A 25,744-nucleotide genomic window follows, 5' to 3' on the forward strand; every position below is an offset into this window, starting at 1 on the left:
GACTTTTTCCTGTTACGGTAAATAACGAGTTAAGGAACGCGGCGCGGGTGTCTTAAAGTTGGGCGGGGGCCGCCAGCCAGGGAACCACTGCGCTCCCTCCCCCGCTTGCGGGGGAGGGCTGGGGAGAGGGTGTCTCCGCGATGGGACAGTCCCCAAGAGGAGAAAGCCCTCACCCGCGCCTTCGGCGCGACCTCTCCCGCAAGCGGGAGAGGCGAGGGCACCGCCGATGCCGCTCAGCCCTTCCCCTCGCGCTTGCCCTCGTCCAGCGGCACCACGGTGGCCTTGCCGCTCATCGCCGACAGCGCATCGAGCGCCTCTTCGCAGAAGTCGGCCACCATCTGCTCGTGCCGGGCCCCAAGGCGGAGCAGGAGCAGGTTGCCGAGATCGAGCCGGCCCTCGGCGGTGCCGTCGGGAAAGCGCTTCTTCAGGATGCGCTCGTAGTTGGCGTGGCGGTCGCGGTGGTGCTCCAGGCGGGCCATCAGGTCGGTGCGCAGCGGCTCGATGTCGATGCTGTCGAGGGCGTGGAGGCGGACCAGGAGGTCGTCCTTGGTCGAGGCTGGCGTGCTTGGCCGCGCGGCCCAGTGCCGCAGCGCTGTTCGCCCCTCCGGAGTGAGCGTATAAACCAGCTTGTTGGGCTTGCCCGATTGCACGACCTCGCGGCCCTGGATGTGGCCGCGGTCGCGCAGCTTGGAGAGCTCGCGGTAGATCTGCTGATGGTCGGCCTTCCAGAAGAAGCCGATCGAGGAATCGAACGTCTTGGCGAGCTCGTAGCCCGTCATCGGACGCTCCGTCAGGCATGCGAGGATTGCGTCGCCCAGGGCCATGATCGGCCTCCTTCGTCTTCTTCGACCTCGACCAACTCGCTTGACTTTATGCGCATTGGCGCATATGCGTCAATGTGCATATGCGGTGCGCGGGAGACGGGCCGAAGATCCGACCCGAAAAATCCAGCGGAATCAATCGGCACGCTACTGTGCATGGGGTTGTTTTCGCGTTTTCTTGTCCAGGCCTTTAGGGAGGCAGCTGAGAATGACCGGCCTCGATTCCTGGTATGCCTACATGAGATCTCACGACCGCACCGCGCTCTGGGATCTCCTGCATCCCGATGCCGTGTTCGAGAGCCCCGTGGTCCATACGCCGCAGCGCGGCCGCGACATTACCTTCAAATACCTCTCCAGCGCCGAGCAGGTGCTCGGCGGCCCGACCTTCACCTATGTCGGCGAATGGAAGAGCGCCGATGGCGCCGTGCTCGAATTCAAGACCGAGATCGACGGCATCGAGATCAACGGCGTCGACATCATCACGTTCGACAGCGAGGGACGCATCACGCATTTCAAGGTGATGGTGCGGCCGCTCAAGGCGATCAACATGCTGCACCGCCTGATGGCGGAGCAGCTGGCCGCCCAATCATGACCCTGCCCTGAGGTTGCAGAACCCGCTACGCTCGCGGGGAAGGCTGCGTCGCAGGAAACACTGAATCGCCACTTTCGAAGGCCCATTGCCGGGAGAACCCCATGCCGATCTACAAAGCCCCCGTCGAAGACGTGAACTTCCTGCTCAACGACGTCTTCCAGATCGACCGCTACGACAATCTCGCCGGCTTCTCCGACGCATCGAGCGACGTGCGCGAAGCCATCCTCGGTGAAGCCGCCAAGCTCGCCGAAGAGGTGCTGCAGCCGCTGAACCGCGTCGGCGATCTCGAAGGCTGCAAGCGCGCGGACGACGGCAGCGTCACCACGCCGAAAGGCTTCAAGGAGGCGTTCAAGCAGGTCGCCGAGGGCGGCTGGCTCGGCCTGTCGGCGCCGACCGAGTTCGGCGGCCAGGGCCTGCCGGTGACGCTCTCGCAAGCCGTCAACGAATTCCAGATCTCCGCCAACATGGCGTTCTCGATGTATGGCGGCCTCACCATGGGTGCGACCGCGGCGCTGATCGTTCACGGCTCGCCCGAGCAGAAGCAGACCTACGTGCCGAAGATGGTGGCGGGCGAATGGACCGGCACCATGAACCTCACCGAGCCGCATTGCGGCACCGATCTCGGCATGCTCCGCACCAAGGCGGTGCGCCAGGCGGACGGCAGCTTCAGGATCACGGGCACCAAGATCTTCATCTCGGCCGGCGAGCATGACCTGGCCTCCAACATCATCCACCTCGTGCTGGCCCGCATCGAGGGCGCACCCGCCGGCATCAAGGGCGTGTCGCTGTTCGTGGTGCCGAAATTCCTGGTCAATGCCGACGGTTCGCCCGGCGCGCGCAACGGCGTCGTCTGCGGCTCGCTCGAGCACAAGATGGGCATCCACGGCAATTCGACCTGCGTGATGAACTACGACAACGCCACCGGCTGGCTGATCGGGGAAGAGAACAAGGGCATGCAGGGCATGTTCGTGATGATGAACGAGGCGAGGCTCGGCGTCGCCGTGCAGGGCCTCGCGCAGTCGGAAGTTGCCTATCAGAACGCGGTCGCCTATGCCCGCGAGCGCATCCAGGGCCGCTCGCTCACCGGCGCCAAGGCGCCGGACAAGCAGGCCGACCCGATCATCGTGCACCCCGACGTGCGCCGCACGCTGCTGTCGATCCGCGCCTTCAACGAGGCCGCGCGCGCCTTCGTGATGTGGACCGCGCTGAAGAGCGACGTCGCCCACCGCTCCGAAGACCCCAAGGACCGCCAGGCCGCCGACGACCATATGGGCCTGATGACCCCGGTGCTGAAGGGCTTCCTGACCGATTACGGCTTCGCCAACGCGGTGCAGGCGCAGCAGATGTATGGCGGCCACGGCTACATCGCCGAACAGGGCATGGAGCAGTTCGTGCGCGATGCGCGCATCGCGATGATCTATGAAGGCGCCAACGGCATTCAGGCGCTCGACCTCGTCGGCCGCAAGCTGCCGCGCGACGGCGGCCGCGCCATCATGGCCTTCTTCGGCGAGGTCATGGCCTTCGCCAAGGAGAACGGCGGCGACGAGGCGCTGAAGCCGTTCATCACCCCGCTCTCGGCCTCGCTCGGCCATCTCCAGCAGGCCACCACCTGGCTGATGCAGAACGCGATGGCGAAGCCGGACAATGCCGGCGCCGCAGCAACCGATTACCTGCATCTCTTCGGCTTCGTCGCGCTCGGCTACATGTGGGCGAAGATGGCCAAGGTGACGAATGCCAAGATTGCCGAGAGCGGGGCAACGCCCTATCTCTCGACCAAGCTGGTCACCGGCCGTTTCTTCATGGAGCGGATGCTGCCGGAGACGGCGGCCAATCTCGCGCGCATCCAGGCCGGCTGCGCCACCATCATGGAATTGCCGGCGGAAGCGTTCTGAGCCTGCTTCCGCTGCCCGCTCCCAATCGCATCGAACATCACATCAGGAGGGCGTCATGCCTGAGGCATTCATCTACGACCACGTTCGCACCCCCCGCGGCCGTGGCAAGGCGGACGGCGCGCTGCACGAAGTCACGGCGCTCGCGCTCGCGACTGTGCCGCTGAAGGCGCTGAAGGACCGCAACAATCTGCCGGAAGATTCCGTCGACGATGTCATCCTCGGCGTGGTCGATCCGGTCGGAGAAGCAGGCTCCGACATCGCGCGCTTCGCCGCGCTGAAGGCCGGTCTCGGCGAGGCCGTCCCGGGCGTGCAGATCAGCCGCTTCTGCGCCTCAGGCCTCGATGCGGTGAACTTCGCCGCCGCGCAGGTGATGAGCGGCCAGCACGAGCTGGTGATCGGCGGCGGCGCCGAATCCATGAGCCGCGTCGGCATCGGCGCGTCCGGCGGCGCCTGGCCGATGGATCCCTCGATGGCGGTGCCGGCCTATTTCATGCCGCAGGGCGTCTCGGCCGATCTGATCGCCACCAAATACGGCTTCTCGCGCGACGATGTCGACGCTTACGCCGTGCAGAGCCAGCAGCGCGCGGCCAAGGCCTGGGACGAGGGCCGCTTCAACAAGTCCGTGGTGCCGGTGAAGGACATCAACGGCCTCACCATCCTCGCCAAGGACGAGCATATGCGTCCCTCGACGACGATGCAGTCGCTGGCGCAGCTGCAGCCCTCGTTCACGATGATGGCGCAGATGGGCGGCTTCGACGGCGTCGCAATTCAGTCGCACCCCGAGATCGAGCGCGTCAATTACGTGCACCATGCCGGCAATTCCTCCGGCATCGTCGATGGCGCCGGCGCCGTGCTGCTCGGCAGCAAGGAGGCCGGCAGCAAGTACGGCATGAAGCCGCGCGCGAAGATCCGCGCCTTCGCCAATATCGGCTCGGAGCCGGCGATGATGCTGACCGGCCCGGTCGACGTCACCGAGAAGCTGTTCGCGCGATCCGGCATGAAGAAGTCGGACATCGACCTGTTCGAGCTGAACGAGGCCTTTGCCTCCGTCGTGCTGCGCTACATCCAGGCCTTCGACATCGACAGCGCCAAGATCAACGTCAATGGCGGCGCCATCGCGCTCGGCCATCCGTTGGGGGCCACCGGCGCAATGATCCTCGGCACCGTGCTCGACGAGCTCGAGCGCACCAACAAGTCCACCGCCCTCGTCACGCTGTGCATCGGCGGCGGCATGGGCACCGCGACCATCATCGAGCGGGTGTAGGTCCGTAGGGTGGGTTAGCCGAAGGCGTAACCCACCGTGCCACGTCAACAAAGTTGGTGGGTTACGCTTCGCTAACCCACCCTACGAGACCCCCATCAACCGCCGCGCCTGGCATGGCTGCGGCACCGAGGAGCAACCAACATGTCGTACAAGAATTTCAAGGTCGAGACCGACGCAGACGGCATCGCGCTCGTCACCTGGGACATTCCGGGCCGTTCCATGAACGTGCTCGACGAGACCTCGACCAACGAGCTCGATGCGATCGTCAAGGCGACCACGACTGACGCCGCGGTGAAGGGCGTCGTCATCACTTCGGCAAAAGAAGCGTTCTGCGCCGGCGCGGATCTGTCGATGCTCGAAGGCATGAACCAGGCCTACGCCAAGGTCTTCAAGGAGCAGGGCGAGACCGCGGCGAACCAGATGCTGTTCGACCAGAGCCGCCGCTTCTCGCAGGTTTTGCGTTCGATCGAGACCTCGGGCAAGCCGTGGGCGGCCGCGATCAACGGCCTCGCGCTCGGCGGCGGCTTCGAGATCACGCTGTGCTGCCATTACCGCGTCGCCGCGGAGAATCCCAAGACCCGCCTCGGTCTGCCCGAGGTCAAGGTTGGCCTGTTCCCGGGCGCCGGCGGCACGCAGCGCGTGCCGCGCCTGGTGCCGCCGCAGGATGCGATGACCATCCTGCTCAAGGGCGATCCCGTCACGATCGAGAAGGCCAAGGCGCTGAACCTGATCCACGCCATCGTTCCGGCCGCCGATCTCATCAAGGCCGCAAAGGACTGGATCAAGGGCGGCGGCAAGGCGATCGCGCCCTGGGACGAGAAGGGCTTCAAGCTGCCCGGCGGTCCGGTGTTCTCCAAGGCCGGCATGATGATGTTCCCCGCCGGCAACGCGATCTATCGCCGCGAGACCTACGACAATTATCCGGCCGCGCGCGCGATCATGAGCTGCGTCTATGAGGGCCTGCAGCTGCCGATCGACGCTGGCTTGCGCGTCGAGTCGCGCTACTTCACCTCGGTGCTGCGCTCGAAGGAAGCGGCCGCGATGATCCGCAGCCTGTTCCTGTCGATGCAGGAGCTCAACAAGGGCGCCCGCCGTCCGAAGAACGTAGCCCCGACCAAGGTGAAGAAGATCGCCGTGATCGGCGCCGGCTTCATGGGCGCCAGCGTCGGCTACGTCTCGGCCCGTGCCGGCCTCGACGTCGTCCTGATTGATCGCGACCAGGAGAGCGCCGACAAGGGCAAGGCGCACGCGCAGAAGGTGATCGAGGAGCAGATCAAGAAGGGCCGCGCCAAACCTGCGGATGCCGAAGCGCTGCTCGCGCGCATCACGCCGACGGCCGACTATGCTGCGCTGAAGGACGTCGACCTCGTCATCGAGGCCGTGTTCGAGGATCGCAAGGTCAAGGCCGAGACCTTCGCCAAGGCGCAGGAATATCTGAAGCCGGACGTGGTCTTCGCGTCGAACACCTCGACGCTGCCGATCACCTCGCTGGCCGAGAGCTTCAAGGACCAGGGCAAGTTCGTCGGCATCCACTTCTTCTCGCCGGTCGAGAAGATGATGCTGGTCGAGATCATCCTCGGCAAGAACACCGGCGACGTCGCGCTGGCGACCGCGCTCGACTACGTCCGGCAGATCGGCAAGACGCCGATCGTCGTCAACGATTCGCGCGGCTTCTTCGCCAACCGCTGCGTCGGCCGTTACGTCGCCGAAGGCAACGAGATGTTCCTCGAAGGCGTGCCGCCGGCGATGATCGAGAACTGCGCCAAGATGGCCGGCATGCCGGTCGGCCCGCTCTCGCTCTCGGATGAAGTCGCGCTCGACCTCGGTCTCAAGATCATGAAGGCGACGGAGGCCGATCTCGGTCCCAACGCCATCAACCCCGATCAGAAGAAGCTGATGGTGGAGATGGTCGAGAAGCAGGGCCGCCTGGGGCGCAAGAACAGCAAGGGCTTCTACGACTATCCCGAGAAGGGCAAGGGCCAGAAGAGCCTGTGGCCTGGCCTCTCGGCCTTGCAGCCGAAGCAGCTCGACCCCGACACGCTCGACGTCGAGGAGCTGAAGCAGCGCTTCCTGGTGGTGCAGGCGGTGGAAGCGGCGCGCACGGTGGAGGACCACGTCATCACCGATCCGCGCGAGGCGGATGTCGGCTCGATCCTCGGCTTCGGCTTCGCGCCGTTCACCGGCGGCACGCTGTCCTACATCGATTTCATGGGCACGAAGAAGTTCGTCGAGCTCTGCCACAAGCTTGAGGCGAAGTACGGCTCGCGCTTCACCCCGCCGAAGCTGCTCGAGGAGATGGCGGCGAAGGGCGAAACCTTCTACGGCCGATTCGCGCCGAAGAAGGCGGCGGCCTGACGGGGCCCGCAGCCCCGGATTGCGCTGCACGCCATACGGGCTACGCACAGATGAAAGGCCGGATCATTGATCCGGCCTTTTTTGTTTTCCATCGCCGAATGGGGAGATCGCGCTGGCACCGCTCTTGCTAACGGATCCAACGGATGGCCATTCGTATTGAAAGTGTCCCGCAATGATCCCGACGGTGTCTCAACTCAACGCAGCCGGCGTTGTTGTAAGATACGCTCCCCTGTCTCTGATGGGGCGGCCGTGGCCCCGCCGCAGGCTCTTCAGGCTGCGCAGAAAAATCCCCTCATGGGCCGGCCTGGCCCTACTCGTTCTCATCGTCGATGTGGCGATGGCCGCGCTTGCCTGGGTCGCCGTCGATGTCGTCCTGCATTGAGAGATCGCCTCTGTGGACGTAGAGCGTGGCCGCCAGATAGGCGACCTGGCCGGCAATCAGGCAGGCGGCGACGATTGGAATGCCCGTCAAAAATCCGAAGCCCGAGGTCTGAAGCACTATTGCGGCAAGGATCGCGGTCGCCGGCGAAATCAACAACAGAGTCCAGACACGGAAGAAGAGTCCCGTCGATAATCCGGCGATCATGCTCGCGAGCAAGAGCAGGAATATGGTTGTCACCAGAACTTCCCGGTTCGCAGGTCCTTATCGCGGTCCATGGCTGAACTTGGGCCAGCTGGATCGCTGTCACAACGATGCTGACCTCCGGCGAGCATATCACGCGGAATTATTGTTAACTCCGACAATGCTCGTAAAATTGATGTCCAGGACATCTCGCACGTCCGGGCTTCCGCAACCGGTTCAAGCAGAAAGAGCCGGATCATCGATCCGGCTCTTCCATCATCTCGTCTGTTGAGTCTCGCCTTACTTCGCCTGGACCAGCCCTTCCTTCTTCAGTGCTTCCTGCACCTGCGGCCGCGCCGCGACGCGGGCCTTGTAGGCGGCAAGATTCGGCATCGCCGAGAGGTCGAACTTCATCCGGTCTGCCCAGGTCAGCATCGTGAAGAGATAGCCGTCGGCCACCGTGAACTGCTTGCCCATGAGGTAGTCGCGGCCGACGAGCTGGCTGTCGATATATTTCAGCTTGCCCATGACGCGGTCTTTGAAGAAAGCCTTGGCCTCGTCGTTCAGGGCCGGCGCGAATAGCGGACCAAAGCTCTTGTGCACCTCGGAGGTGAGGAAGTTGAGCCATTCAAGCAGCTTGTAGCGCTCGGAACTGTCGCGGGCCGGCGCCAGCGCCTTGGCCGAAGCCTGATCGGCGATCATCTGGACAATCACGGGGCCTTCGGTCACGATCTCGCCGCTGTCGAGGCCCAGCGCAGGCACCTGACCCTTGGGGTTCAGCTTCAGATAATCCTCACCATTTTCGAGCTTCTTGGCCCGAATATCGACCTTGACCAGCTCATAGGGCAGGCCGGCTTCCAGGAGCGCGATGTGGGGGGACAGCGAGCAGGCACCGGGCGAATAGTACAGTTTCATGGAATTTCCTTCTCTTGAAGCTTGGTTCGGCCGAAAGAGCGATTACATGCAACTGCTTGGAATAGTCAAGATTGATGCAGCTGCATCAAATGGGGTAAGAGACGGGCGACGAGCTTGAGCGGGACCATGAAACGCAAACCATCGACCGAGGCGACTGCCGCCTGGATCCGCCTGATGCGGGTGCAGAGCCGCGTGCTCGATTGCGTCGAGCAGGACTTGAAGCGAGCCGGTTTCCCACCGCTGGCCTGGTATGACGCGCTGCTCGAATTGTCGCGGGCGCCGTCGGGCGAGCTGCGGCCGGTGGAGCTCGAACGGCAGATGCTGATTCCGCAATATTCCACCTCGCGCCTGATCGACCGCCTGGTCGACGAGGGCCTCGCCTCCCGGCGCGAATGCAAGATCGACAAGCGCGGCCAATTCGTCGAGATCACGGAAGCCGGCCGCGAGCTGCAGAAGCGGATGTGGAGCGCCTATTCGGCCGCGATCGAGAAATATGTCGGTTCGAAACTGTCCGATGCCGATGCCGTCAAGCTCAGCGATCTGCTCGACCGCCTGGGCTGCTCCTGCGGCGAGATGAAACTGCCGCCCGCCGCCAGCGTCAACGAAAGCACGCCGTCGCGATGACCGCGCGGCACACCCGTTCGTCCGTGCGCCCGGTGGGTTCGCGGACCATCCCCGTCACCCGCGCGCATTCGACCGAAGCGCCTTTGATTAGAGTTTGATATGGCGCGAGACCAGATCGATATGACGCCGCTGCAATCGCGCGACGAGCTCGTGGCGTGGTTCGAGGCCGGTTGCAAGGACCCGTCCGAATTCCGCATGGGCACCGAGCACGAGAAGACGCCGTTCACGCTCGAAGGCCATCGTCCGGTGCCTTACGAAGGCGCGCGAGGCATCGGTGCATTGCTCGAGGGCATGAAGCTCCTGCTCGGCTGGGAGCCGATCATGGAGAAGGGCAACATCATCGGCCTCTACGACGTCACCGGCGGCGGTGCGATCTCGCTCGAGCCCGGCGGGCAGTTCGAGCTCTCCGGCGCCCCGGTCGAGAACGTGCACCAGACCCAGAGCGAGCTGATGGCGCATCTTGCGCAGGTGCGCGAGATCGCAGCGCCGCTCGGCATCGGCTTCCTCGGCCTCGGCATGACGCCGTCCTGGTCGCGCGCCGAGATCCCGATGATGCCCAAGGGCCGCTACAAGATCATGACCAATTACATGCCGAAGGTCGGCCAATACGGCCTCGACATGATGTACCGGACCTGCACGGTGCAGACCAATCTCGACTTCTCCTCCGAAGCCGACATGGTCAAGAAGCTGCGGGTGTCGCTGGCGCTTCAGCCGGTCGCAACCGCGCTGTTCGCCAACTCGCCGTTCACCGAAGGCAGGCCGAACGGCTTCCTCTCCTTCCGCTCAGAAATCTGGCGCGACACCGACAATGCGCGGTCGGGCATGATGCCGTGGGCGTTCGAGGACGGCATGGGCTTCGAGCGCTATGTCGATTACGCGCTCGACGTGCCCATGTATTTCGTCAAGCGCGGCGAGGAGTACATCGACGTGTCGGGCTCCTCGTTCCGCGCCTTCTTCGACGGCCGCAACAACAACCTTCCCGGCGAGCGTCCGACGCTGTCGGACTGGGCCAATCATCTGTCGACCATCTTCCCGGAAGTGCGGCTCAAGCGTTATCTCGAGATGCGCGGCTCCGACGGCGGCCCGTGGGGCCGGTTGCCAGCGCTGCCAGCGTTCTGGGTCGGGCTGCTCTATGACGACGTCGCGCTCGATGCGGCCTGGGAGATCGTCAAGCACTGGACCGCGCAGGAGCGTCAGGCCCTGCGCGACGACGTGCCGCGCATGGGCTTCAAGGCGCGGATCAAGGATCGCTATCTGTTCGAGATCGCCAAGGAATGCCTCGTTCTGGCACATTCCGGCCTGCGCCGGCGGGGACGGATCGACCAGCTCGGCCGCGACGAAACGCGGCATCTGGAGCCGCTCGACCGCATCATCGATTCCGGCCGGACGCCGGCCGAGGAAATGTTGGACAAGTTCAACGGTCCCTGGAAGGGCTCGGTGGAACCGGCCTACGCGGAATACGCGTTCTAAAGCGCGATGCGATTAGGATGAATCATCATCGCGCTTTAGGTTGTTGTTTAAGCATGATCTTTTCGGAAAACCGCTGCGCACTTTTCCGGATCATGCGTTAGGACACTGATCGGGAGTTCAGCCGTTCATCGCCCATACAGGTTTGCGGCGATCAAATGATCGGCTGAAAAAACCTGAGCATCCTCAATAACTCGAAAGCTGTTCCGATGGGGAAGGGCCACCTGTCCGGCGCCGTCATGGCAGAGGTCCTGGCAAAGGTCCTGGCAAGCGTCGTGACATGTGTCACGCTGCTCTCGCTCGCACTCGCGGGCGTGCCGGCGCGCGCCCAGACCGCGTTCGACCGCCCCGGCGGCGACTATTTCAGCTCACCGGTTACGTCGGGCGATCCGGAAGATTGCGCGCTGCTGTGCGAGCGCGACCGCCGCTGCCGCTCGTGGAGTTTCAACTATCCCGACGTCGAAGGCGGCTCGGCGGTGTGCTGGCTGAAGAACACCGTGCCGGCGCGCGTGCCGGGAAGCTGCTGCATCTCCGGCGTGCGCGGCGCCGGTGTGATCGAGCCGCGGGTCGAGGGCGTGGAGACGTCGATCGACCGCCCCGGCGGCGACCTGCGCAATTTCGAACTGAAGGACGGCGAGGGCGTGGAGGTCTGCAAGGCCGCATGCACCGCCGACAATAAATGCCGCGCCTTCACCTATGCCCGCCCCGGCTACACCGGGCGTGAGGCGCGCTGCTTCCTGAAAAAGGAAATCAAGCCGCCGCGCCGCAAGGCGGGCTTCACGTCGGGCGTGGTGCGGTAGCGCTCGGTCTCGTGCCCCGGACGCAGCTGCCGTAGGGTGGGCAAAGGCGCGAAGCGCCGTGCCCACGATCTTTCCGCGATCGCGAGAAGTGATGGGCACGCTTCCGCCTTCGCTCTGCGAGCTACGGCGGACAAGTCGCTTTGCCCACCCTACATCTCACTCCGCCGCAATCACCGTGAGCTCCGGCCACAGCGCCTTCCATCGCGCGGCTTTCACCGCGTAATTCGCCGCGGAAAAATTCGGTCCTGGATTTGGCCGCGCGATCAGGGCTGCAACGTCGTCAAATCCGTGCGGCGCGTAGACATCGTAGCTATCTCGAGCGCGCCTGATGCCGATCTGCGTGTTCTGCGTGAGGAAGCGGTCGATGCCTTCTCGCGAGCTTCTCAGGGGCGGATAGGGCAGGCCGTGCTTGGCCGGGTACCACAGATGCACGCGGGCCTGGTTGCGGGTCTCGACCTTGATGCCGAGATGCGCGAGCCGCGCCTGCAGCGTGCGGATGACCGCGTCCTCCGCCTCCCACGAGGTGTCGGGATCGAAATAGAACACGTCGTAATCGGCGATGCCGTGGCTGATCGGACGGCGCGTGAGCACGTTCCACACCGTCTGCACCAGGCATCCCGAGACCAGCCAGGCATCGGGAAGGGCGAGGCGATCGAGCTCATCGATGATCGCGACGTTGACGGGATTCCTCAGCGCGAGTGCGAGGAATTCGTCACGGTTCATCGTGAGACGAGGAGGATCAATGCACGGCGGTGAAGAATCGCGCCAGTCGGAAGCCGGACAGCCAGGTCCACACCGGCTGGCTTCGCATGCCGAGATCCCAGGAGCCGAGCACTGCATCCGCACGGCCGATCAGATTGTCGATCGGCAACAGGCCGACGCCGCCGGAGCGCAGCGGCACGCGGCTGTCGGAGGAATTGTCACGGTTGTCGCCGAGCACGAAGAGGTGACCGGCCGGCACCGTCACTTCCGGCGTGTTGTCGAGCGGGCCGTTGTCGCGCATCTTGAAGATCAGATGCGAGACGCCGTTCGGCAGCGTCTCGACATAACGGTAGGCGGGCTGGTTGCCGCCATTGTCGTCCTCGGCAGCGCCGACGCCGTCCGGCTTGAGCTCGGCGGCGCGGTCGTTGATGAAGAGCTGGCCCTGCCGCATCTGAATGCGATCGCCGGGCAGCCCCACGACGCGCTTGACCCAGGCCTGCGAGCGATCGCCGGGCCAGCGGAACACGACGACGTCGCCGAGCTTCGGCGTTTCCGCGAACACGCGGCCGGTCTCGGGCAGGCTGATCTGGATCGGCAGCGACGAGCTGCCGTAGCCATAGGGGAATTTCGAGGCGAGCAGCGCATCGCCGATCAGCAGCGTCGGCTCCATCGAGCCCGACGGCACGTAGAACGGCTCGGCAAGCGCGCCCTTGGCGATGAACACGGCGACGACGATGCCGGCGAGCTGAACGATCTGCCCGCCCCAGCCGCTGCCCTTCTGCTTGGAGGTGACAGTCACTTTCTCAACGCTCATGCACCCGTTCCACCCACGGTAATGCGCTCCATCAGCAGCGACGGCTGGCCGACGCCGACAGGCACGCCCTGGCCGTTCTTGCCGCAGGTGCCGATGCCGGTATCGAGCGCGAGATCGTTGCCGATCATGCGGATGCGATGCAGGTCGGTCGGCCCGTTGCCGATCAGCATGGCGCCCTTGAGCGGGGCCCCTAACTTGCCGTTCTCGATCTTGTAGGCCTCGGTGCACTGGAACACGTACTTGCCCGAGGTGATGTCGACCTGGCCGCCGCCGAAATTCGCGGCGAAGACGCCATTCTTCACCGAGGCGAGGATCTCGCCCGGATCGCGGTCGCCCGCGAGCATGTAGGTATTGGTCATGCGCGGCATCGGCACATGGGCATAGCCCTGGCGGCGGCCGTTGCCGGTCGGCTTCATGTTCATCAGCCGCGCGTTCTGACGATCCTGCATGTAGCCGACCAGGACGCCGTCCTCGATCAGCACGGTGCGATTGGTCGGCGTGCCCTCGTCGTCGATCGACAGCGAGCCGCGGCGCGAGGCAATGGTGCCGTCGTCGACCACGGTGACGCCCTTGGCCGCGACCTGCTGGCCCATCAGGCCGGCGAATGCAGAGGTCTTCTTGCGGTTGAAATCGCCCTCCAGACCGTGGCCGACCGCTTCGTGCAGCATCACGCCGGGCCAGCCGGCCCCTAACACGACGTCCATCTCGCCGGCGGGGGCGGGAATCGATTCCAGATTGACCAGCGCCTCGCGCAGCGCGCCGTCGGCGGCGTCGCGCCAATTCCGGCTCTCGATGAATTCGGCATAGCCGGCACGGCCGCCATAACCCTTGCTGCCGCTCTCCTGGCGGTCGCCCTGGCCGGCCACGACGGAGATGTTGACGCGCACGAGCGGACGGATGTCGCGATAGCTCTCGCCGTCCGGCCGCAGGATCTCGACCACCTGCCAGGTCGCGCCGAGGCTGACGCTGACCTGCCGCACCCGCGGATCCTTGTCGCGCAGGTAGGCGTCGATCTCGGCGAGCAGCTTGACCTTGGTCTCGAAGCCCGGTGCGTCGAGCGGATTATCGTCACCATAGAGCCGCACATTGGTGTGCGGAGGCGGCGCGGCAAAACTGCCGGAATAGCCGCCGCGCACGGCCGCGACCGCGTCCGCGGCGCGCATCAGCGCCGGCAGCGAGACGTCGGAGGAATGCGCGTAGCCCACGGCATCATCCTTGACCGCGCGTAAGCCAAAACCTTGCGAGGTGTCGTAGGTCGCCTGCTTCAGCCGCCCATTGTCGAACATCAGCGCTTCGGTCTGGCTGTACTCCAGGAACAGCTCGCCGTCGTCGGCGCCGGAAAGCCCGCGCGCGACCTCGTGGCGAACCTGGTCGCGGTCGAGATTGGCGCGGTCGAGCAGGGAGGTCGTGGCAGGATTGGTCATGCGTCCGTCCATTAGCCGAAGATCTAGGGCAAGATAATGGTTTCGGATCGGTTCCGCGAGGGGCGGGGCGTCACATTACGGAAACGATAGGATGGGGCGAGACGCCACGCCGATGCTGCATCCGGCACGGATCAATGCTAACCTATGCCCATGGATTACCGAGACATCACTTCGATTGAGCCCGGCAAGCGTGGAGGGCGTCCATGCATCCGCCACATGCGGATCGCCGTGGCGGATGTGCTCGGTTGGCTGGCTGCCGGTCAGTCCCATGCTCAGATCCTCGATGACTTCCCTGAATTGACCGAGGACGATATTCGCGCTTGCCTGGCTTATGCCGCCGACCGCGAGAGGCGATTGGTGACTGCGCCGATATGAGGCTGCTGTTCGATCAGAATCTCAGCTTCAAGCTTGCCAGATCGTTGCCGTCCTGTTTCCGCAATCCAGTCACGTTCGGTCTCACGGGCTATCGGAGGTCGCGGACCGTGCACTTTGGGAGTTCGCGAAGGCAAATGGCTTTGCGATCGTGACTCAGGACGCCGATTTTGCCGAACTGGCCGCTCTCCTGGGCCCTCCGCCTAAGGTGATCTGGCTCCGGACGGGCAACCAAATGACTGCGGCGATCGCCGACCTCCTTCGCCGACACGCAGAGACGATTCAGTCCTTCGAGCGCGATGACGGCACGGCATGCCTTGAGATCTACTAGGCCGCCGCCGTATCCCTACGGCAGCTTGTCATAGCCCTCGCCGAGGCCGTTCAGGCTGAGCGGGAAGCCGATGCCTTCTTCCGGTGTCTCGAAGATGATGAAGGTGGCGGTCTTGGCGCTGCGGAGCTGGCCGAGCAGCTTGTCGTCCATGACGACCTCGGCGACGCAGCCATTGGGCAGGCAGCGGACGAAGCCGGCTCGGCCGACGTCCTGGTTGTCGAGCTTGAGGCCGAGACCGGAGGGCAGCAGCACACCCAGCGGCGCCACCACGCGCATCAGGCGGCTCTTCTGGTCGGCGGTCTTCAGCACGATCACGGTCAGGCCGGCATTGGAGCGGTCTTCCGCCACCACGCTCTGGATCAGGGCGCATTGCTCGGTCTGGGCGCCGGGCGGCGTGTCGCAGCGAATCTGCCAGTCGCCATGGACGGAGCGCACCGCGCCCTGCGCATGGGCAAGGCCGGGAAGCGCCAGGAGGACGAGCGCAGCCAGCAAGGCAGTCAGCGCCGGGAGGCGGTTAGGCTGCCTTGTGGCCGGCCTTGCCATCGATTTCGAAAGCCCCATCGGGTCGGTCCCTCTGCTCGCCTTCCTCGCTCGCGCTTGGCGGACTCATCTGGCGGACTGATACGGGAATGACGGCGTCTTGAAGGCGATTGCCAAGCAAATTCCGCGCCGTCTCGCACCGCCGCCGCCCGCACGAATCAGGTTCCTGCGCGGCCATCAGCCAGTGCCTAACGCGGGCAATTCCGCTGTCAAGCGGCAGCATCCCGGCCAACGGTATTTTTGTCCGATGTTACTAGGAATTATCCTGCGGGTGATGGCTGGCAGATCAGGTTCAAGACTGCATTGCGATAGATCAAGAATTATGGTTTGAGAGGCTAGATTTCGGCGTTCTAGCGATCTGGCCCGAATTCCTCTTAGAGGTATTCTTGCGCGGCGGTTTGTCAGGCGGGCGGATCGAATAAGCGTTGCCCGGACACAGGGGAGCGCACTTGGGGTGATTTCGTAAGGGGAGCGCGAACGGCATGAGGATGTCGATGGGTCGGGTGGGCCAGCATCTGCTGGGATTGGCCACCATCGCCGTGGTGGCGGCTGGCGTCACGCTGGCGACGGGTGGCGCGGCATTCGCCGAGGTCGGGCAGCCGGCTCCGTGGGAGTGGACGCTCCAGCAGTCCGGTTCTCCGGTGATGGACAACATCGTCTGGTTCCACAACTTCCTGTTCGTGCTGATCACGCTGATCACGCTGTTCGTTCTGGCGCTGCTCGTGGTCGTGGTCGTCAAGTTCAACGCGCGGGCCAATCCGGTGCCGTCGCGGACCACTCACAACACGCTGATCGAGGTGGCCTGGACGCTCGTTCCGGTGCTGATCCTGGTCGGCATCTCGGTGCCGTCGTTCCGGCTTCTGTTCCTCCAGCTCGACATTCCGAAGGCTGACCTGACCGTCAAGGCGACGGGCAAGCAGTGGTACTGGTCCTACGCCTATCCCGACAACGGCAAGTTCGAGTTCGACTCGCTGATGGCCCAGGACAAGCAGCCTCGCCTGCTCGGCGTCGATAACGAGATGGTGGTTCCGGTCAACAAGGTGATTCGGGTCCAGACCACGGGCGCGGACGTCATCCACGCCTTCGCGCTGCCGGCTTTCGGCGTCAAGATCGACGCCATTCCGGGTCGGCTGAACGAGACCTGGTTCAAGGCCACCAAGACCGGCATGTATTACGGCCAGTGCTCGGAATTGTGCGGCAAGGATCACGCCTTCATGCCGATTGCGATCCGCGTGGTCAACGACCAGGAGTTCGCCTCCTGGGTCGAGGCGGCCAAGAAGAAATTTGCGAGCGGCGGCACCAGCACCTACGCCTCCGCGGCCGGCCCGACGCAGTAAGCGTCGGGTGACGGCTTGAGGCACTGGAAGCGATAAAAGGGCGGGACCTCCAAAGGTCCGAATGGGACGCAAGGCAGGATTTGAAAATGGCAACGAGCGCAGCGGCACACGGCGATCACGCCCACGGACATGACGAGCATGCCCATCCGACCGGATGGCGCCGCTACGTCTATTCGACCAACCACAAGGACATCGGCACGATGTACCTGGTCTTCGCGGTCATCGCCGGCGTCATCGGCGCCGCGATGTCGATCGCGATCCGTGCCGAGCTGATGTATCCGGGCGTGCAGGTCTTCCACGAGACCCACACCTATAACGTGTTCGTGACCTCGCACGGTCTGATCATGATCTTCTTCATGGTCATGCCCGCGATGATCGGCGGCTTCGGCAACTGGTTCGTGCCGCTGATGATCGGCGCGCCCGACATGGCGTTCCCGCGCATGAACAACATCTCGTTCTGGCTGCTGCCGGCCTCCTTCGCCCTGCTCCTGATGTCGACCTTCGTCGAGGGCGAGCCGGGCGCCAACGGCGTCGGCGCCGGCTGGACCATGTACGTGCCGCTGTCGAGCTCCGGCCATCCGGGCCCGGCCGTCGACTTCGCGATCCTGTCGCTGCATCTGGCGGGCGCCTCGTCGATCCTCGGTGCCATCAACTTCATCACCACCATCTTCAACATGCGCGCGCCGGGCATGACCCTGCACAAGATGCCGCTGTTCGTGTGGTCGATCCTGGTGACGGTGTTCCTGCTGCTGCTGTCGCTGCCGGTGCTCGCCGGCGCGATCACCATGCTGCTCACCGACCGCAATTTCGGCACGACGTTCTTCGCGCCCGACGGCGGCGGCGACCCCGTGCTGTTCCAGCATCTGTTCTGGTTCTTCGGCCATCCCGAGGTGTACATCCTGATCCTGCCCGGCTTCGGCATGATCAGCCAGATCGTCTCGACCTTCTCGCGCAAGCCCGTGTTCGGCTATCTCGGCATGGCCTACGCCATGGTCGCGATCGGCGGCATCGGCTTCGTGGTGTGGGCGCACCACATGTACACGGTCGGCATGTCCTCGGCGACGCAGGCCTATTTCGTCGCCGCGACGATGGTCATCGCGGTTCCGACCGGCGTGAAGATCTTCTCGTGGATCGCCACCATGTGGGGCGGCTCGATCGAATTCCGCGCCCCGATGATCTGGGCCGTGGGTTTCATCTTCCTGTTCACGATCGGCGGCGTCACCGGCGTCGTGCTGGCGAACGCCGGCGTCGACCGCGTGCTGCAGGAGACCTATTACGTCGTCGCGCACTTCCACTACGTGCTCTCGCTCGGCGCGGTGTTCGCGATCTTCGCCGGCTGGTACTACTGGTTCCCGAAGATGTCGGGCTACATGTACAATGAAGGGCTCGCGAAGGCGCACTTCTGGGTCACCTTCATCGGCGTCAACCTGGTGTTCTTCCCGCAGCACTTCCTCGGCCTGTCCGGCATGCCGCGCCGCTATGTTGACTATCCCGATGCGTTCGCGGGCTGGAACCTGGTCTCGTCGCTCGGCTCCTACATCTCCGGCTTCGGCGTGCTGATCTTCCTGTACTGCGTGGTCGACGCCTTCATGAAGAAGGTGCCGGCGGGCGACAATCCGTGGGGTGCGGGCGCGACCACGCTGGAATGGACGCTGCCTTCGCCGCCGCCCTTCCATCAGTTCGAAGTGCTGCCCCGCGTGCAGTAAGCGATCACCGCGGCGCCCGTGACGGGCGCCGCGGCTCTTATAACGAAGCGAGTTGAATTCGTGTCCGTCCTCGACCAGAACGCCATCGACATCAATCCCCGCATCTCCGAGGCGGAGGTCGGCGACTACATCGCGCTCTTGAAGCCGCGGGTGATGTCGCTGGTGATCTTCACCGCGCTGGTCGGGATGGCGATGGCGCCGGGACACTTCCACCCCGTGCTCGCGTTCACCTCGCTGCTCTGCATCGCCGTCGGTGCCGGCGCCTCCGGCGCGCTCAACATGGCGCTCGAAGGCGACATCGACGCCAAGATGTCGCGCACGGCGAACCGGCCGATCCCGCGCGGCCGCATCACCCGCCCCGAGGCGATGGCGTTCGGCCTGACGCTGTCCTTCTTCTCGGTGATGACGCTCGGCATCCTCGTCAACTGGATCGCAGGCAGCCTGCTCGCCTTCACCATCTTCTTCTACGTCGTGATCTACACGATGGTCCTGAAGCGCTGGACCGCGCAGAACATCGTGATCGGCGGCGCCGCCGGCGCGCTGCCGCCGGTGGTGGCCTGGGCCGCCGTCACGGGCACGGTCGACGTCGAGCCGCTGCTGCTGTTCGCCATCATCTTCTTCTGGACCCCGCCGCATTTCTGGGCGCTGGCGCTGTTCCGCTCCGACGACTACGCGCGCGCCGGCATTCCGATGCTGCCCAACGTCGCCGGTCCCGATGCGACGCGGCTTCAGATCCTGCTCTACACCGTCGTGCTGATCGCGGTCGCCGCCGCGCCCTGGGCGCTCGGCTATTTCGACGCCGTCTACGGCATCGTTTCGCTGATCCTGGGGGCCGGCATGCTGGCGCTCGCGATCAACGTCTATCTGCGCCGCGAGCGAGCTGCGTCGCTGCGCGCGACCCGCAAGCTGTTTGCCTTTTCGATCCTCTATCTGTTCGTGCTGTTCGCGACCCTGCTGGTCGAGGTCGTGGTCCGGGCGCTGGCTCCGATGGTAGGGGGCGCATGATCACAGCGATGGCCGACAAACCCGAGACAGGTGGAATCGTCCTCACCGAGGCGCAGAAGAAGAGCCGTCGTCAGCGCTCGATCGCGATCGCACTCGCGCTCGGCGTGCTCGTGGTGCTGTTCTTCGCCGTCACCATGGTCAAGGGACCGGCGGTTCTCGTGCGGCCGATGTAGCAAAGATGAATCAGGAGCCGACCATATCGCAGGATGAGCGCGCCAGGCCGGCCGATCGTAAGCCTGGCACGCGCCGCGGGCTGGGTCGCGATGCGGTGGTTGCTTCCATCTGCGGCGGCGTTGTCGCGCTGATGGTCGGTGCCTCCTACGCGGCGGTGCCGTTCTACGATTGGTTCTGCCGCGCCACCGGTTTCAACGGCACGACGCAAGTGGCGACCTCCGCGCCGGCCACCGGGCCGATCGCGCGGAAGATCTCGGTGCGCTTCGATTCCAACGTCGCGCCCGGCCTGCCCTGGAAATTCGAGCCGGAGCAGAACGAGATCGAGGTCAATATCGGAGAGGTCACGACCGTCTTCTATACCGTGACCAACCAGGCCGCGCGCACCACGGCCGCGCAGGCTGCCTACAACGTCGCGCCGCTGACGGTCGGCGCCTATTTCCAGAAGATCAACTGCTTCTGCTTCACCGAGCAGACCATGGCGCCGGGCGAGAAGCGCGAGATGCCGGTCGTGTTCTACGTCGATCCGTCGATCGCCGACGATCACGAGAACGACGGCCTGAACACGATAACGCTGTCCTACACCTTCTATCCGGTGAAGGATCCCGTGGTGAAGCCGCTGGCATCGGGCGAAAGCGACAAGCGCAAGGGTAATCTCTGACCGCCGGGCTCGCGCTCGAAAGGTTCGGAAACAAGGGGATAAGTGCCTGACAGGCACGGGATTGAGGAGAGAGACCGCAAATGGCAACGGCGCACACCAAGCATCACGACTATCACCTGGTCGATCCCTCTCCGTGGCCGGCCGTCGGTTCGCTCTCGGCCTTCATCATGGCGGTCGGCGCGATCGCCTGGATGCATCACATGTTCTCGGCCGCGCCGATCGTGTTCGGCGTCGGCACCGTCGGCGTGCTCTACACCATGGCGAGCTGGTGGGGCGACGTGATCAAGGAAGCCCAGTACAAGGGCGACCACACACGCGTCGTGCAGCTGCATCACCGCTACGGCATGATCCTGTTCATCGCCTCCGAAGTGATGTTCTTCGTCGCCTGGTTCTGGGCCTATTTCAACGCGGCGCTGTTTCCGGCCGACGCCGTCCACGCCACCCGCGACGCCGTGTTCGGCTGCGGCCTCGGCACCCAGCCCGGCGCCTGCGCGGTCCCCGGCACCTGGCCGCCGAAGGGCATCGAGACCTTCGATCCCTGGCACCTGCCGCTCCTGAACACGCTGATCCTGCTGACATCGGGCACCACCGTGACCTGGGCGCACCACGCACTGCTGGAGAACGACCGCCAGGGCCTGAAATACGGCCTGATCCTCACCGTCGTGCTGGGCGCGCTCTTCACCTGCGTGCAGGCCTATGAGTACAGCCACGCGGCGTTCTCCTTCGCCGGCAACGTCTATGGCGCGACCTTCTTCATGGCGACCGGCTTCCACGGCTTCCATGTGCTGGTCGGCACCATCTTCCTGCTGGTCTGCCTGTTCCGCGCCTATGCCGGCCACTTCACGCCGAAGCAGCACCTCGGCTTCGAGTTCGCCGCCTGGTACTGGCACTTCGTCGACGTGGTCTGGCTGTTCCTGTTCCTCTGCATCTACGTCTGGGGACGCGGCGCCGAGAGCATGGCCCACGCCGCGCACTGAGCCGCGAGGAATCGACCAGAAGGGGCGGCCGCAGGGCCGCCCTTCGTTTTTGGACCGCCGGAAAGTTTCGGCGAAAACTGTGCTAGAGTCCGCCATCATGAACGAGACCGCCGGCAAGTCCGAGCCAGAGACCACTGTCCTGCAGAGCGCGCTGCGCGGGCTTGCCTGTAGATGTCCGCGCTGCGGCCAGGGCAAGCTCTATGCAGGCTTCCTGACACTCGCGCCCGCCTGCGAGCGTTGCGGTCTCGACTACGCCTTCATCGATACCGGCGACGGTCCGGCGATCTTCATCATCATGCTGGCCGGTGGGATCGTCGTTGCGGCAGCGCTCATCGTCGAGGTCAAATACCAGCCGCCGTACTGGCTGCATGCGGTGCTGTGGTTGCCGCTGATCCTGGCCACCACGCTCCTGCCGCTGCGTGCGATGAAGTCGCTGCTGATCGCGCTGCAATTCCATCACAAGGCGGCGCCGGGCCGGTTGGTCGACCGCGCGAAATGAACCCCCCTGCGCGCAAGTCACGCGTGGCCAGCTTCGCGCTGTTCACGCTGTTCCTGACGGCTGTCTTCGTCGCACTCGGCGTCTGGCAGTTGCAGCGGCGGGCCGCCAAGCACGAGCTGGTCGCGGCGCTCACCGAGCGCCTGGCCACAGCGCCGGTCCCGCTGCCGCCGCCGGCGCTATGGGCCGGCCTCAATCCCGCGCGCGATGAATTCCGCCGCGTCAGCTTCACCGCGACCTACGCAGCCCTGCCGGATGCGATGGTCTATTCGTCCGGCTCGGCGGTGCGCAAGGACGCCTCCGGCCCCGGCACCTGGGCGTTCCTGCCGGCGCGGCTTCCGAGCGGCGAGACGGTCGTGATCGACGCGGGCTTCGTCGAGAACACGATGCAGGACCGCAGCGTCGAGGATCGTGCCGTGAAGAAGCTCGTGACCGGGCAGCCGGTCGCGCTGACTGGTTATCTGCGCTTTCCCGAGGCGCCCGGCTGGCTGACGCCCGCCGAAAACCGTGACAAGCGGCTCTGGTTCGTGCGCGATCATCGGGCCATCGCAAGCGCGCTCGGCTGGGGCACGGTGGCGCCGTTCTACGTCGATCTCGAGCAGCCGGCGCCCGAGAACGGAATTCCGCGTCCGGGGCCGCTCGACGTGCATCTGAAGGACGACCACCTGCAATACGCCGTCACCTGGTTCCTGCTCGCCGGCGCCGTGCTGATCGCCTTCGCCGTGTGGGCCAGAGGCCGGCGACGGAGCTGAGATGGTCGGTTTCCGCGCCGGAACCCGGTATCGCCCGGGGTTTATTATTCAGCGCACATTCACGAGTGTGGCCCTAAGCCGCCGGTGGTTTTCCGCGGCAGACAGGATTGCGGCGTGAGTGATTTCGATCAGATGGGAATCGTCGTCGACTGGGTGGACGCCTGCCGGAATGGCGACCTCGCGACGTTGCTCGACCTCTATGCCGACGACGCCCACGTGGACTGCATGTGTAACGGCGCGCGGCGTTACCGCGGGCGGAGCGAGCTCGAGGCCTATTGGCAGCCGCGGCTCAGCGCGTTCTCGCTGGCGGGTTTCGGGCTGGAGGAGATCCACCCAATGCCCCATGGCGTCGATCTCGAATATTCGGTCGCCGGTGCGCTGCGCATTCGCGCCTCGTTTCGCTTCAGTCCGGAAGGCAAGATCCACAGCACGCTGTGCGAGCCCGCGCGGCAGAACGCGCATGACGGCTGCGCGTGCTAAAGCATGATCCGGAAAAGTGCCCAGCGGTTTGCCGAAGAAATCATGCTTGGACGGCAACCTAAAGCGCGATGACGATTCATCCTAGTCGCATCGCGCTTTAGCGGTTGACCGGCGCCTCGCGCGTCGGTGCGGACGGAAGGCGGCAGCGTACATAGGTTCGCTCGTCCACCCTCAGCAGCGACAGTGATCCGCTGAGCGCGCGCACGCGCTCGTGCATGCCGGTCAGGCCGCGGCCGAAGACATTGTCGGCGGGGAAGCCGCCGCCGTCGTCCGAGATCTCGACGACCAGCGTCTCACCGGCGATGGTCGCCTGGACATGGGCGCTGCCGGCCTTGGCGTGGCGCAGCACGTTGGTCAGTGCCTCCTGGATCACCCGATAGACGGTCCGGGCCAGCGGTCCGTCGATCACGTTGAGATCCGGATCGATCGTATCCGTCAGGTTGATATGGGGTGCCTGCTTGCGAAAATTCCGGAGCAGCGTCTGCACGCTGGTCGCGAGGCCCAGCTCCTCGATGTAAAGCGGCCGCAGCCGGTCGAGGATGCGGCGGTTGGTCTGCTGGAGCGCTTCGACCGATTGCAGCACTTGCTGGGCCGGGTTGCCGAGATTTCCCCCGGACGGCGAGGCCTCCACCAGTGCGATCGTGCCCGCGCGGATGCTGAACAGCAGCGGCCCGAGCTCGTCGTGCAGCTCGCGGGCGAGATCGCGCCGCTCGTCGTCCTGGAGCGACACCAGGCGATGCATCAGATCGCGATTGTCCTGGCTCAATTGTGCAAGCGTTGCAGCCAGCGCATTTGCTTCCGTACAGCTCTGCCGAATCTCCGGCGGTCCCCCGACCGGGATCGGCTTTGCGTAATCGCCACGCCGCATCCGCGTCAGGCCTTCGCCGAGATGCCGCAGGGGTCGCAGCGCCGATCCTGCGAAGATGTAGGCGATGATTCCGGTGAGCATCATCAGCACGGCGACGAGGCTGGTCAGCGCGAGGAAGCCGATCCACTTCTCGAACAGGTCGGCTGACAGGTCCGGTAAGAACACGATATCGCCGATATGTCTGCCGTCGATCAGCACCGGCGCCGCAGCGTCCGTGTCCGGCACCATGAGCAGGTCGACAAACCACTGCGGTACCCCTTGCGGATTTCGCATGGTGTCCTTTGGCGAAGGCGCAGGAACGCCTTCCGCAGAACGGAAGTGGATGTCCGAGGATCCGGCCAGGGATTGGACGAAGGCATCCAGCGTCTTCTGCGGATTGTCTGACGCCCGCAAAGTGTCGTTGAGTGCGGTGGCGATCGTTCGGATGGAACGTCGAGCGGGCTCGTGCTCGTCGTCGAGCTGCCCGGTTGCAAATATCTGCAGCAATATGCCCCCCAGGATCAGCGCTGCCAGAAAACTCGCGCCGAGCGGAAGAAACAGTTGCGTTCTGAACGAGAGTCGTTGCCACATTAGGTCAATTCTAACGCGCATCGGCGGAATTTGCTCTTTCCATTTGTTCCCGCCGGTCTATGAATCGAGAAACAAGAGAGCGCGCGATGCAAGAGACTGCCAAGCAGGGGACCAGGGTCCTGATTGTCGACGACCATCCCGTGGTGCTGTCCGGTTGCCGCACCCTGTTCGCTTCCGACCATTCGATCCGTATCGAGGAGGCAACGGACGCCAAATCCGGGCATCGCGCCTATGTCAGCAAGCGGCCCGACGTCGCCGTGATCGACATCAGCCTGCCGGATGTCTCAGGTTTCGAGCTGATGCGACGAATCCGCAAGGACGATCCTGACGCCAAGATCATCATGTTCAGCATGAACGACGATCCTGCCTTCGTGGTGCGGGCCGTCGAGCTTGGGGCGCAAGGCTATGTTTCCAAGGGCGACGATCCCAGGATCCTGCTGAAAGCGGTGCGCAAGGTGGTCGCGGGCGACAATTTCATCTCACCGCAACTCGCGGAAGCCGTGACGTTTTCCGGCGCGGCAATCAAGGCGAACCCTGCCTCGCAGATGACGCCGCGGGAGCTCGAGATCCTCCGCCTGCTCGGACGCGGCGACAAGATCGTGGAAGTCGCGAAGGCGCTTGGCATCTCCTACAAGACGGTCGCCAACACCACGTCCCTGCTCAAGCAGAAGCTGGGGGCCAAGAACCATTCCGACCTGATCAGGATCGCAGTGGAAATCGGGATGAATTGACGTCCTGGATGCTGGCGGCCCGGGGCACTGTCGGCGCGGGGCACTGGCGGCCCGGGCACTGTCGGCCCGGCAGCACCGAACCGGCCGCTCCAGGACGCAGCCGGTTCGGCGGAACGGATCGGTGTCAGCGTGCAGCCGGGCAATGCATGGACACAGTCGACACCCATCCGCCGATCCCAATGGAGGGAGGGCGGCATTGGTTCCGGAGATCTCCGAGAGTTCGGGAAATAACGGCAATGCGCGGCGTGTCGCTGCCTGGCTGCGCTTGCCGGGGGACGGATCTTTGTCGGGAAAAATAGGAACATTTTCTCTTCCGCAATCGTTTTCACCCTTGACGGTTTCGTGACAGGCGACGAAAGGTTGCGCGAACAGTTTTGACGGGGCGGCGACCCCGACAGGCAAACCGGTCTGCACACATCAACGACAGACCTTCCAAGAGAGGGGCTGCGGTTCGACCGCAGCCCCTTTTCGTTGGACCGGGTCAAGGCGGGAAGCGGTTTCCTGATGCCGCAAAA

At 64.6% G+C, this 25,744-nt stretch carries 27 protein-coding genes; 19 read left to right on the plus strand and 8 right to left on the minus strand.

Annotated features, from left to right (window positions below):
• Window positions 1-233: 233 nt before the first annotated feature.
• Window positions 234-824, minus strand: a complete 591-nt coding sequence (locus D6B98_RS32275) for a PadR family transcriptional regulator (protein ID WP_028134028.1) — start codon at window positions 822-824, stop codon at window positions 234-236.
• Window positions 825-1,029: 205 nt separating this feature from the next.
• Here D6B98_RS32275 and D6B98_RS32280 point away from each other — a divergent pair, with 205 nt between their 5' ends.
• The 4 genes from D6B98_RS32280 to D6B98_RS32295 all read left to right on the plus strand — a co-directional run bounded on the left by D6B98_RS32280 (window position 1,030) and on the right by D6B98_RS32295 (window position 6,924).
• Window positions 1,030-1,413 carry a nuclear transport factor 2 family protein gene (locus tag D6B98_RS32280; protein WP_126261056.1) on the plus strand — a complete coding sequence of 128 codons (384 nt, stop codon included), beginning with the start codon at window positions 1,030-1,032 and terminating at the stop codon, window positions 1,411-1,413.
• Window positions 1,414-1,514: 101 nt separating this feature from the next.
• The gene (locus tag D6B98_RS32285) at window positions 1,515-3,305 is read left to right on the plus strand and encodes an acyl-CoA dehydrogenase C-terminal domain-containing protein (RefSeq protein ID WP_126261057.1); all 1,791 of its coding nucleotides are present in this window, start codon (window positions 1,515-1,517) and stop codon (window positions 3,303-3,305) included.
• Window positions 3,306-3,360: 55 nt separating this feature from the next.
• Entirely contained in the window at window positions 3,361-4,569 is a 1,209-nt protein-coding gene (locus tag D6B98_RS32290; RefSeq protein WP_126261058.1) for an acetyl-CoA C-acetyltransferase, read from the plus strand.
• Window positions 4,570-4,710: 141 nt separating this feature from the next.
• Window positions 4,711-6,924 (plus strand): FAD-dependent oxidoreductase, encoded by a 2,214-nt coding sequence (locus D6B98_RS32295; RefSeq protein ID WP_126261059.1) that lies wholly within the window; start codon window positions 4,711-4,713, stop codon window positions 6,922-6,924.
• A 310-nt stretch (window positions 6,925-7,234) separates the two neighbouring features.
• On the opposite strand, the gene D6B98_RS32300 is transcribed toward D6B98_RS32295, so the two are convergent.
• Window positions 7,235-7,543: a hypothetical protein gene (locus tag D6B98_RS32300; protein ID WP_235885175.1), complete on the minus strand. Its 309-nt coding sequence runs from the start codon at window positions 7,541-7,543 to the stop codon at window positions 7,235-7,237.
• A 243-nt stretch (window positions 7,544-7,786) separates the two neighbouring features.
• Window positions 7,787-8,401: a glutathione transferase GstA gene (gstA, locus tag D6B98_RS32305; RefSeq protein WP_126261060.1), complete on the minus strand. Its 615-nt coding sequence runs from the start codon at window positions 8,399-8,401 to the stop codon at window positions 7,787-7,789.
• A gap of 126 nt (window positions 8,402-8,527) precedes the next feature.
• On the opposite strand from gstA, the gene D6B98_RS32310 reads away from it, so the two are divergent.
• From D6B98_RS32310 to D6B98_RS32320, 3 genes are all read left to right on the plus strand, one after another.
• The gene (locus D6B98_RS32310) at window positions 8,528-9,025 is read left to right on the plus strand and encodes a MarR family winged helix-turn-helix transcriptional regulator (RefSeq protein ID WP_126261061.1); all 498 of its coding nucleotides are present in this window, start codon (window positions 8,528-8,530) and stop codon (window positions 9,023-9,025) included.
• 99 nt (window positions 9,026-9,124) lie between these two features.
• On the plus strand, window positions 9,125-10,495 hold the full coding sequence (locus tag D6B98_RS32315; protein ID WP_126261062.1) for a glutamate--cysteine ligase: 1,371 nt from the start codon (window positions 9,125-9,127) through the stop codon (window positions 10,493-10,495).
• Between the two features lie 206 nt (window positions 10,496-10,701).
• Complete coding sequence (locus D6B98_RS32320) at window positions 10,702-11,292, plus strand: PAN domain-containing protein (protein ID WP_126261063.1); 591 nt, start codon at window positions 10,702-10,704, stop codon at window positions 11,290-11,292.
• Window positions 11,293-11,448: 156 nt separating this feature from the next.
• Here the strand turns inward: D6B98_RS32320 and D6B98_RS32325 are convergent, their stop codons facing one another.
• The 3 genes from D6B98_RS32325 to tldD are packed head-to-tail and all read right to left on the minus strand — an operon-like array spanning window position 11,449 to window position 14,232.
• The gene (locus D6B98_RS32325; protein WP_126261064.1) at window positions 11,449-12,015 is read right to left on the minus strand and encodes a nucleotidyltransferase family protein; all 567 of its coding nucleotides are present in this window, start codon (window positions 12,013-12,015) and stop codon (window positions 11,449-11,451) included.
• Window positions 12,016-12,031: 16 nt separating this feature from the next.
• Window positions 12,032-12,808 carry a signal peptidase I gene (gene lepB / locus D6B98_RS32330; protein WP_126261065.1) on the minus strand — a complete coding sequence of 259 codons (777 nt, stop codon included), beginning with the start codon at window positions 12,806-12,808 and terminating at the stop codon, window positions 12,032-12,034.
• Window positions 12,805-14,232, minus strand: coding sequence for a metalloprotease TldD (tldD, locus tag D6B98_RS32335; protein ID WP_126261066.1), 1,428 nt, complete (start codon window positions 14,230-14,232; stop codon window positions 12,805-12,807). The genes lepB and tldD overlap by 4 nt, the downstream gene beginning before the upstream one ends.
• Before the next feature lie 150 nt (window positions 14,233-14,382).
• On the opposite strand from tldD, the gene D6B98_RS32340 reads away from it, so the two are divergent.
• Window positions 14,383-14,607: a DUF433 domain-containing protein gene (locus tag D6B98_RS32340; RefSeq protein ID WP_126261067.1), complete on the plus strand. Its 225-nt coding sequence runs from the start codon at window positions 14,383-14,385 to the stop codon at window positions 14,605-14,607.
• A gap of 52 nt (window positions 14,608-14,659) precedes the next feature.
• Entirely contained in the window at window positions 14,660-14,935 is a 276-nt protein-coding gene (locus tag D6B98_RS32345) for a DUF5615 family PIN-like protein (protein WP_245481508.1), read from the plus strand.
• Window positions 14,936-14,950: 15 nt separating this feature from the next.
• Here D6B98_RS32345 and D6B98_RS32350 read toward each other — a convergent pair whose 3' ends face one another.
• A complete protein-coding gene (locus D6B98_RS32350; protein WP_126261068.1) occupies window positions 14,951-15,496 on the minus strand; it encodes an invasion associated locus B family protein in 546 nt (181 codons plus the stop codon).
• Window positions 15,497-15,957: 461 nt separating this feature from the next.
• Between D6B98_RS32350 and coxB the strand changes: the two genes are divergently transcribed.
• From coxB to D6B98_RS32395, 9 genes are all read left to right on the plus strand, one after another.
• A complete protein-coding gene (gene coxB / locus D6B98_RS32355) occupies window positions 15,958-16,812 on the plus strand; it encodes a cytochrome c oxidase subunit II (RefSeq protein WP_126261069.1) in 855 nt (284 codons plus the stop codon).
• An 86-nt stretch (window positions 16,813-16,898) separates the two neighbouring features.
• Window positions 16,899-18,518, plus strand: a complete 1,620-nt coding sequence (ctaD, locus tag D6B98_RS32360; RefSeq protein ID WP_126261070.1) for a cytochrome c oxidase subunit I — start codon at window positions 16,899-16,901, stop codon at window positions 18,516-18,518.
• 60 nt (window positions 18,519-18,578) lie between these two features.
• A complete protein-coding gene (locus D6B98_RS32365) occupies window positions 18,579-19,523 on the plus strand; it encodes a heme o synthase (protein ID WP_126261071.1) in 945 nt (314 codons plus the stop codon).
• Window positions 19,520-19,696 (plus strand): cytochrome c oxidase system small membrane protein, encoded by a 177-nt coding sequence (locus D6B98_RS32370; RefSeq protein ID WP_028134045.1) that lies wholly within the window; start codon window positions 19,520-19,522, stop codon window positions 19,694-19,696. Before D6B98_RS32365 ends, D6B98_RS32370 begins: the two co-directional genes overlap by 4 nt.
• A gap of 5 nt (window positions 19,697-19,701) precedes the next feature.
• Window positions 19,702-20,355: a cytochrome c oxidase assembly protein gene (locus D6B98_RS32375; protein ID WP_126261072.1), complete on the plus strand. Its 654-nt coding sequence runs from the start codon at window positions 19,702-19,704 to the stop codon at window positions 20,353-20,355.
• An 80-nt stretch (window positions 20,356-20,435) separates the two neighbouring features.
• Window positions 20,436-21,332, plus strand: a complete 897-nt coding sequence (locus D6B98_RS32380; RefSeq protein WP_126261073.1) for a cytochrome c oxidase subunit 3 — start codon at window positions 20,436-20,438, stop codon at window positions 21,330-21,332.
• 97 nt (window positions 21,333-21,429) lie between these two features.
• The gene (locus D6B98_RS32385; protein ID WP_126261074.1) at window positions 21,430-21,831 is read left to right on the plus strand and encodes a DUF983 domain-containing protein; all 402 of its coding nucleotides are present in this window, start codon (window positions 21,430-21,432) and stop codon (window positions 21,829-21,831) included.
• On the plus strand, window positions 21,828-22,580 hold the full coding sequence (locus tag D6B98_RS32390; protein ID WP_126261075.1) for an SURF1 family protein: 753 nt from the start codon (window positions 21,828-21,830) through the stop codon (window positions 22,578-22,580). Before D6B98_RS32385 ends, D6B98_RS32390 begins: the two co-directional genes overlap by 4 nt.
• Window positions 22,581-22,694: 114 nt before the next feature.
• The gene (locus tag D6B98_RS32395; protein ID WP_126261076.1) at window positions 22,695-23,060 is read left to right on the plus strand and encodes a nuclear transport factor 2 family protein; all 366 of its coding nucleotides are present in this window, start codon (window positions 22,695-22,697) and stop codon (window positions 23,058-23,060) included.
• A gap of 97 nt (window positions 23,061-23,157) precedes the next feature.
• Here D6B98_RS32395 and D6B98_RS32400 read toward each other — a convergent pair whose 3' ends face one another.
• Entirely contained in the window at window positions 23,158-24,498 is a 1,341-nt protein-coding gene (locus D6B98_RS32400) for a histidine kinase (protein WP_126261077.1), read from the minus strand.
• An 86-nt stretch (window positions 24,499-24,584) separates the two neighbouring features.
• Here D6B98_RS32400 and D6B98_RS32405 point away from each other — a divergent pair, with 86 nt between their 5' ends.
• Window positions 24,585-25,229: a response regulator transcription factor gene (locus D6B98_RS32405; RefSeq protein WP_126261078.1), complete on the plus strand. Its 645-nt coding sequence runs from the start codon at window positions 24,585-24,587 to the stop codon at window positions 25,227-25,229.
• Window positions 25,230-25,744: the final 515 nt, after the last annotated feature.

The organism is Bradyrhizobium sp. LVM 105, assembly GCF_003957705.1.
GTDB classification, from domain to species: Bacteria; Pseudomonadota; Alphaproteobacteria; order Rhizobiales; family Xanthobacteraceae; genus Bradyrhizobium; species Bradyrhizobium frederickii.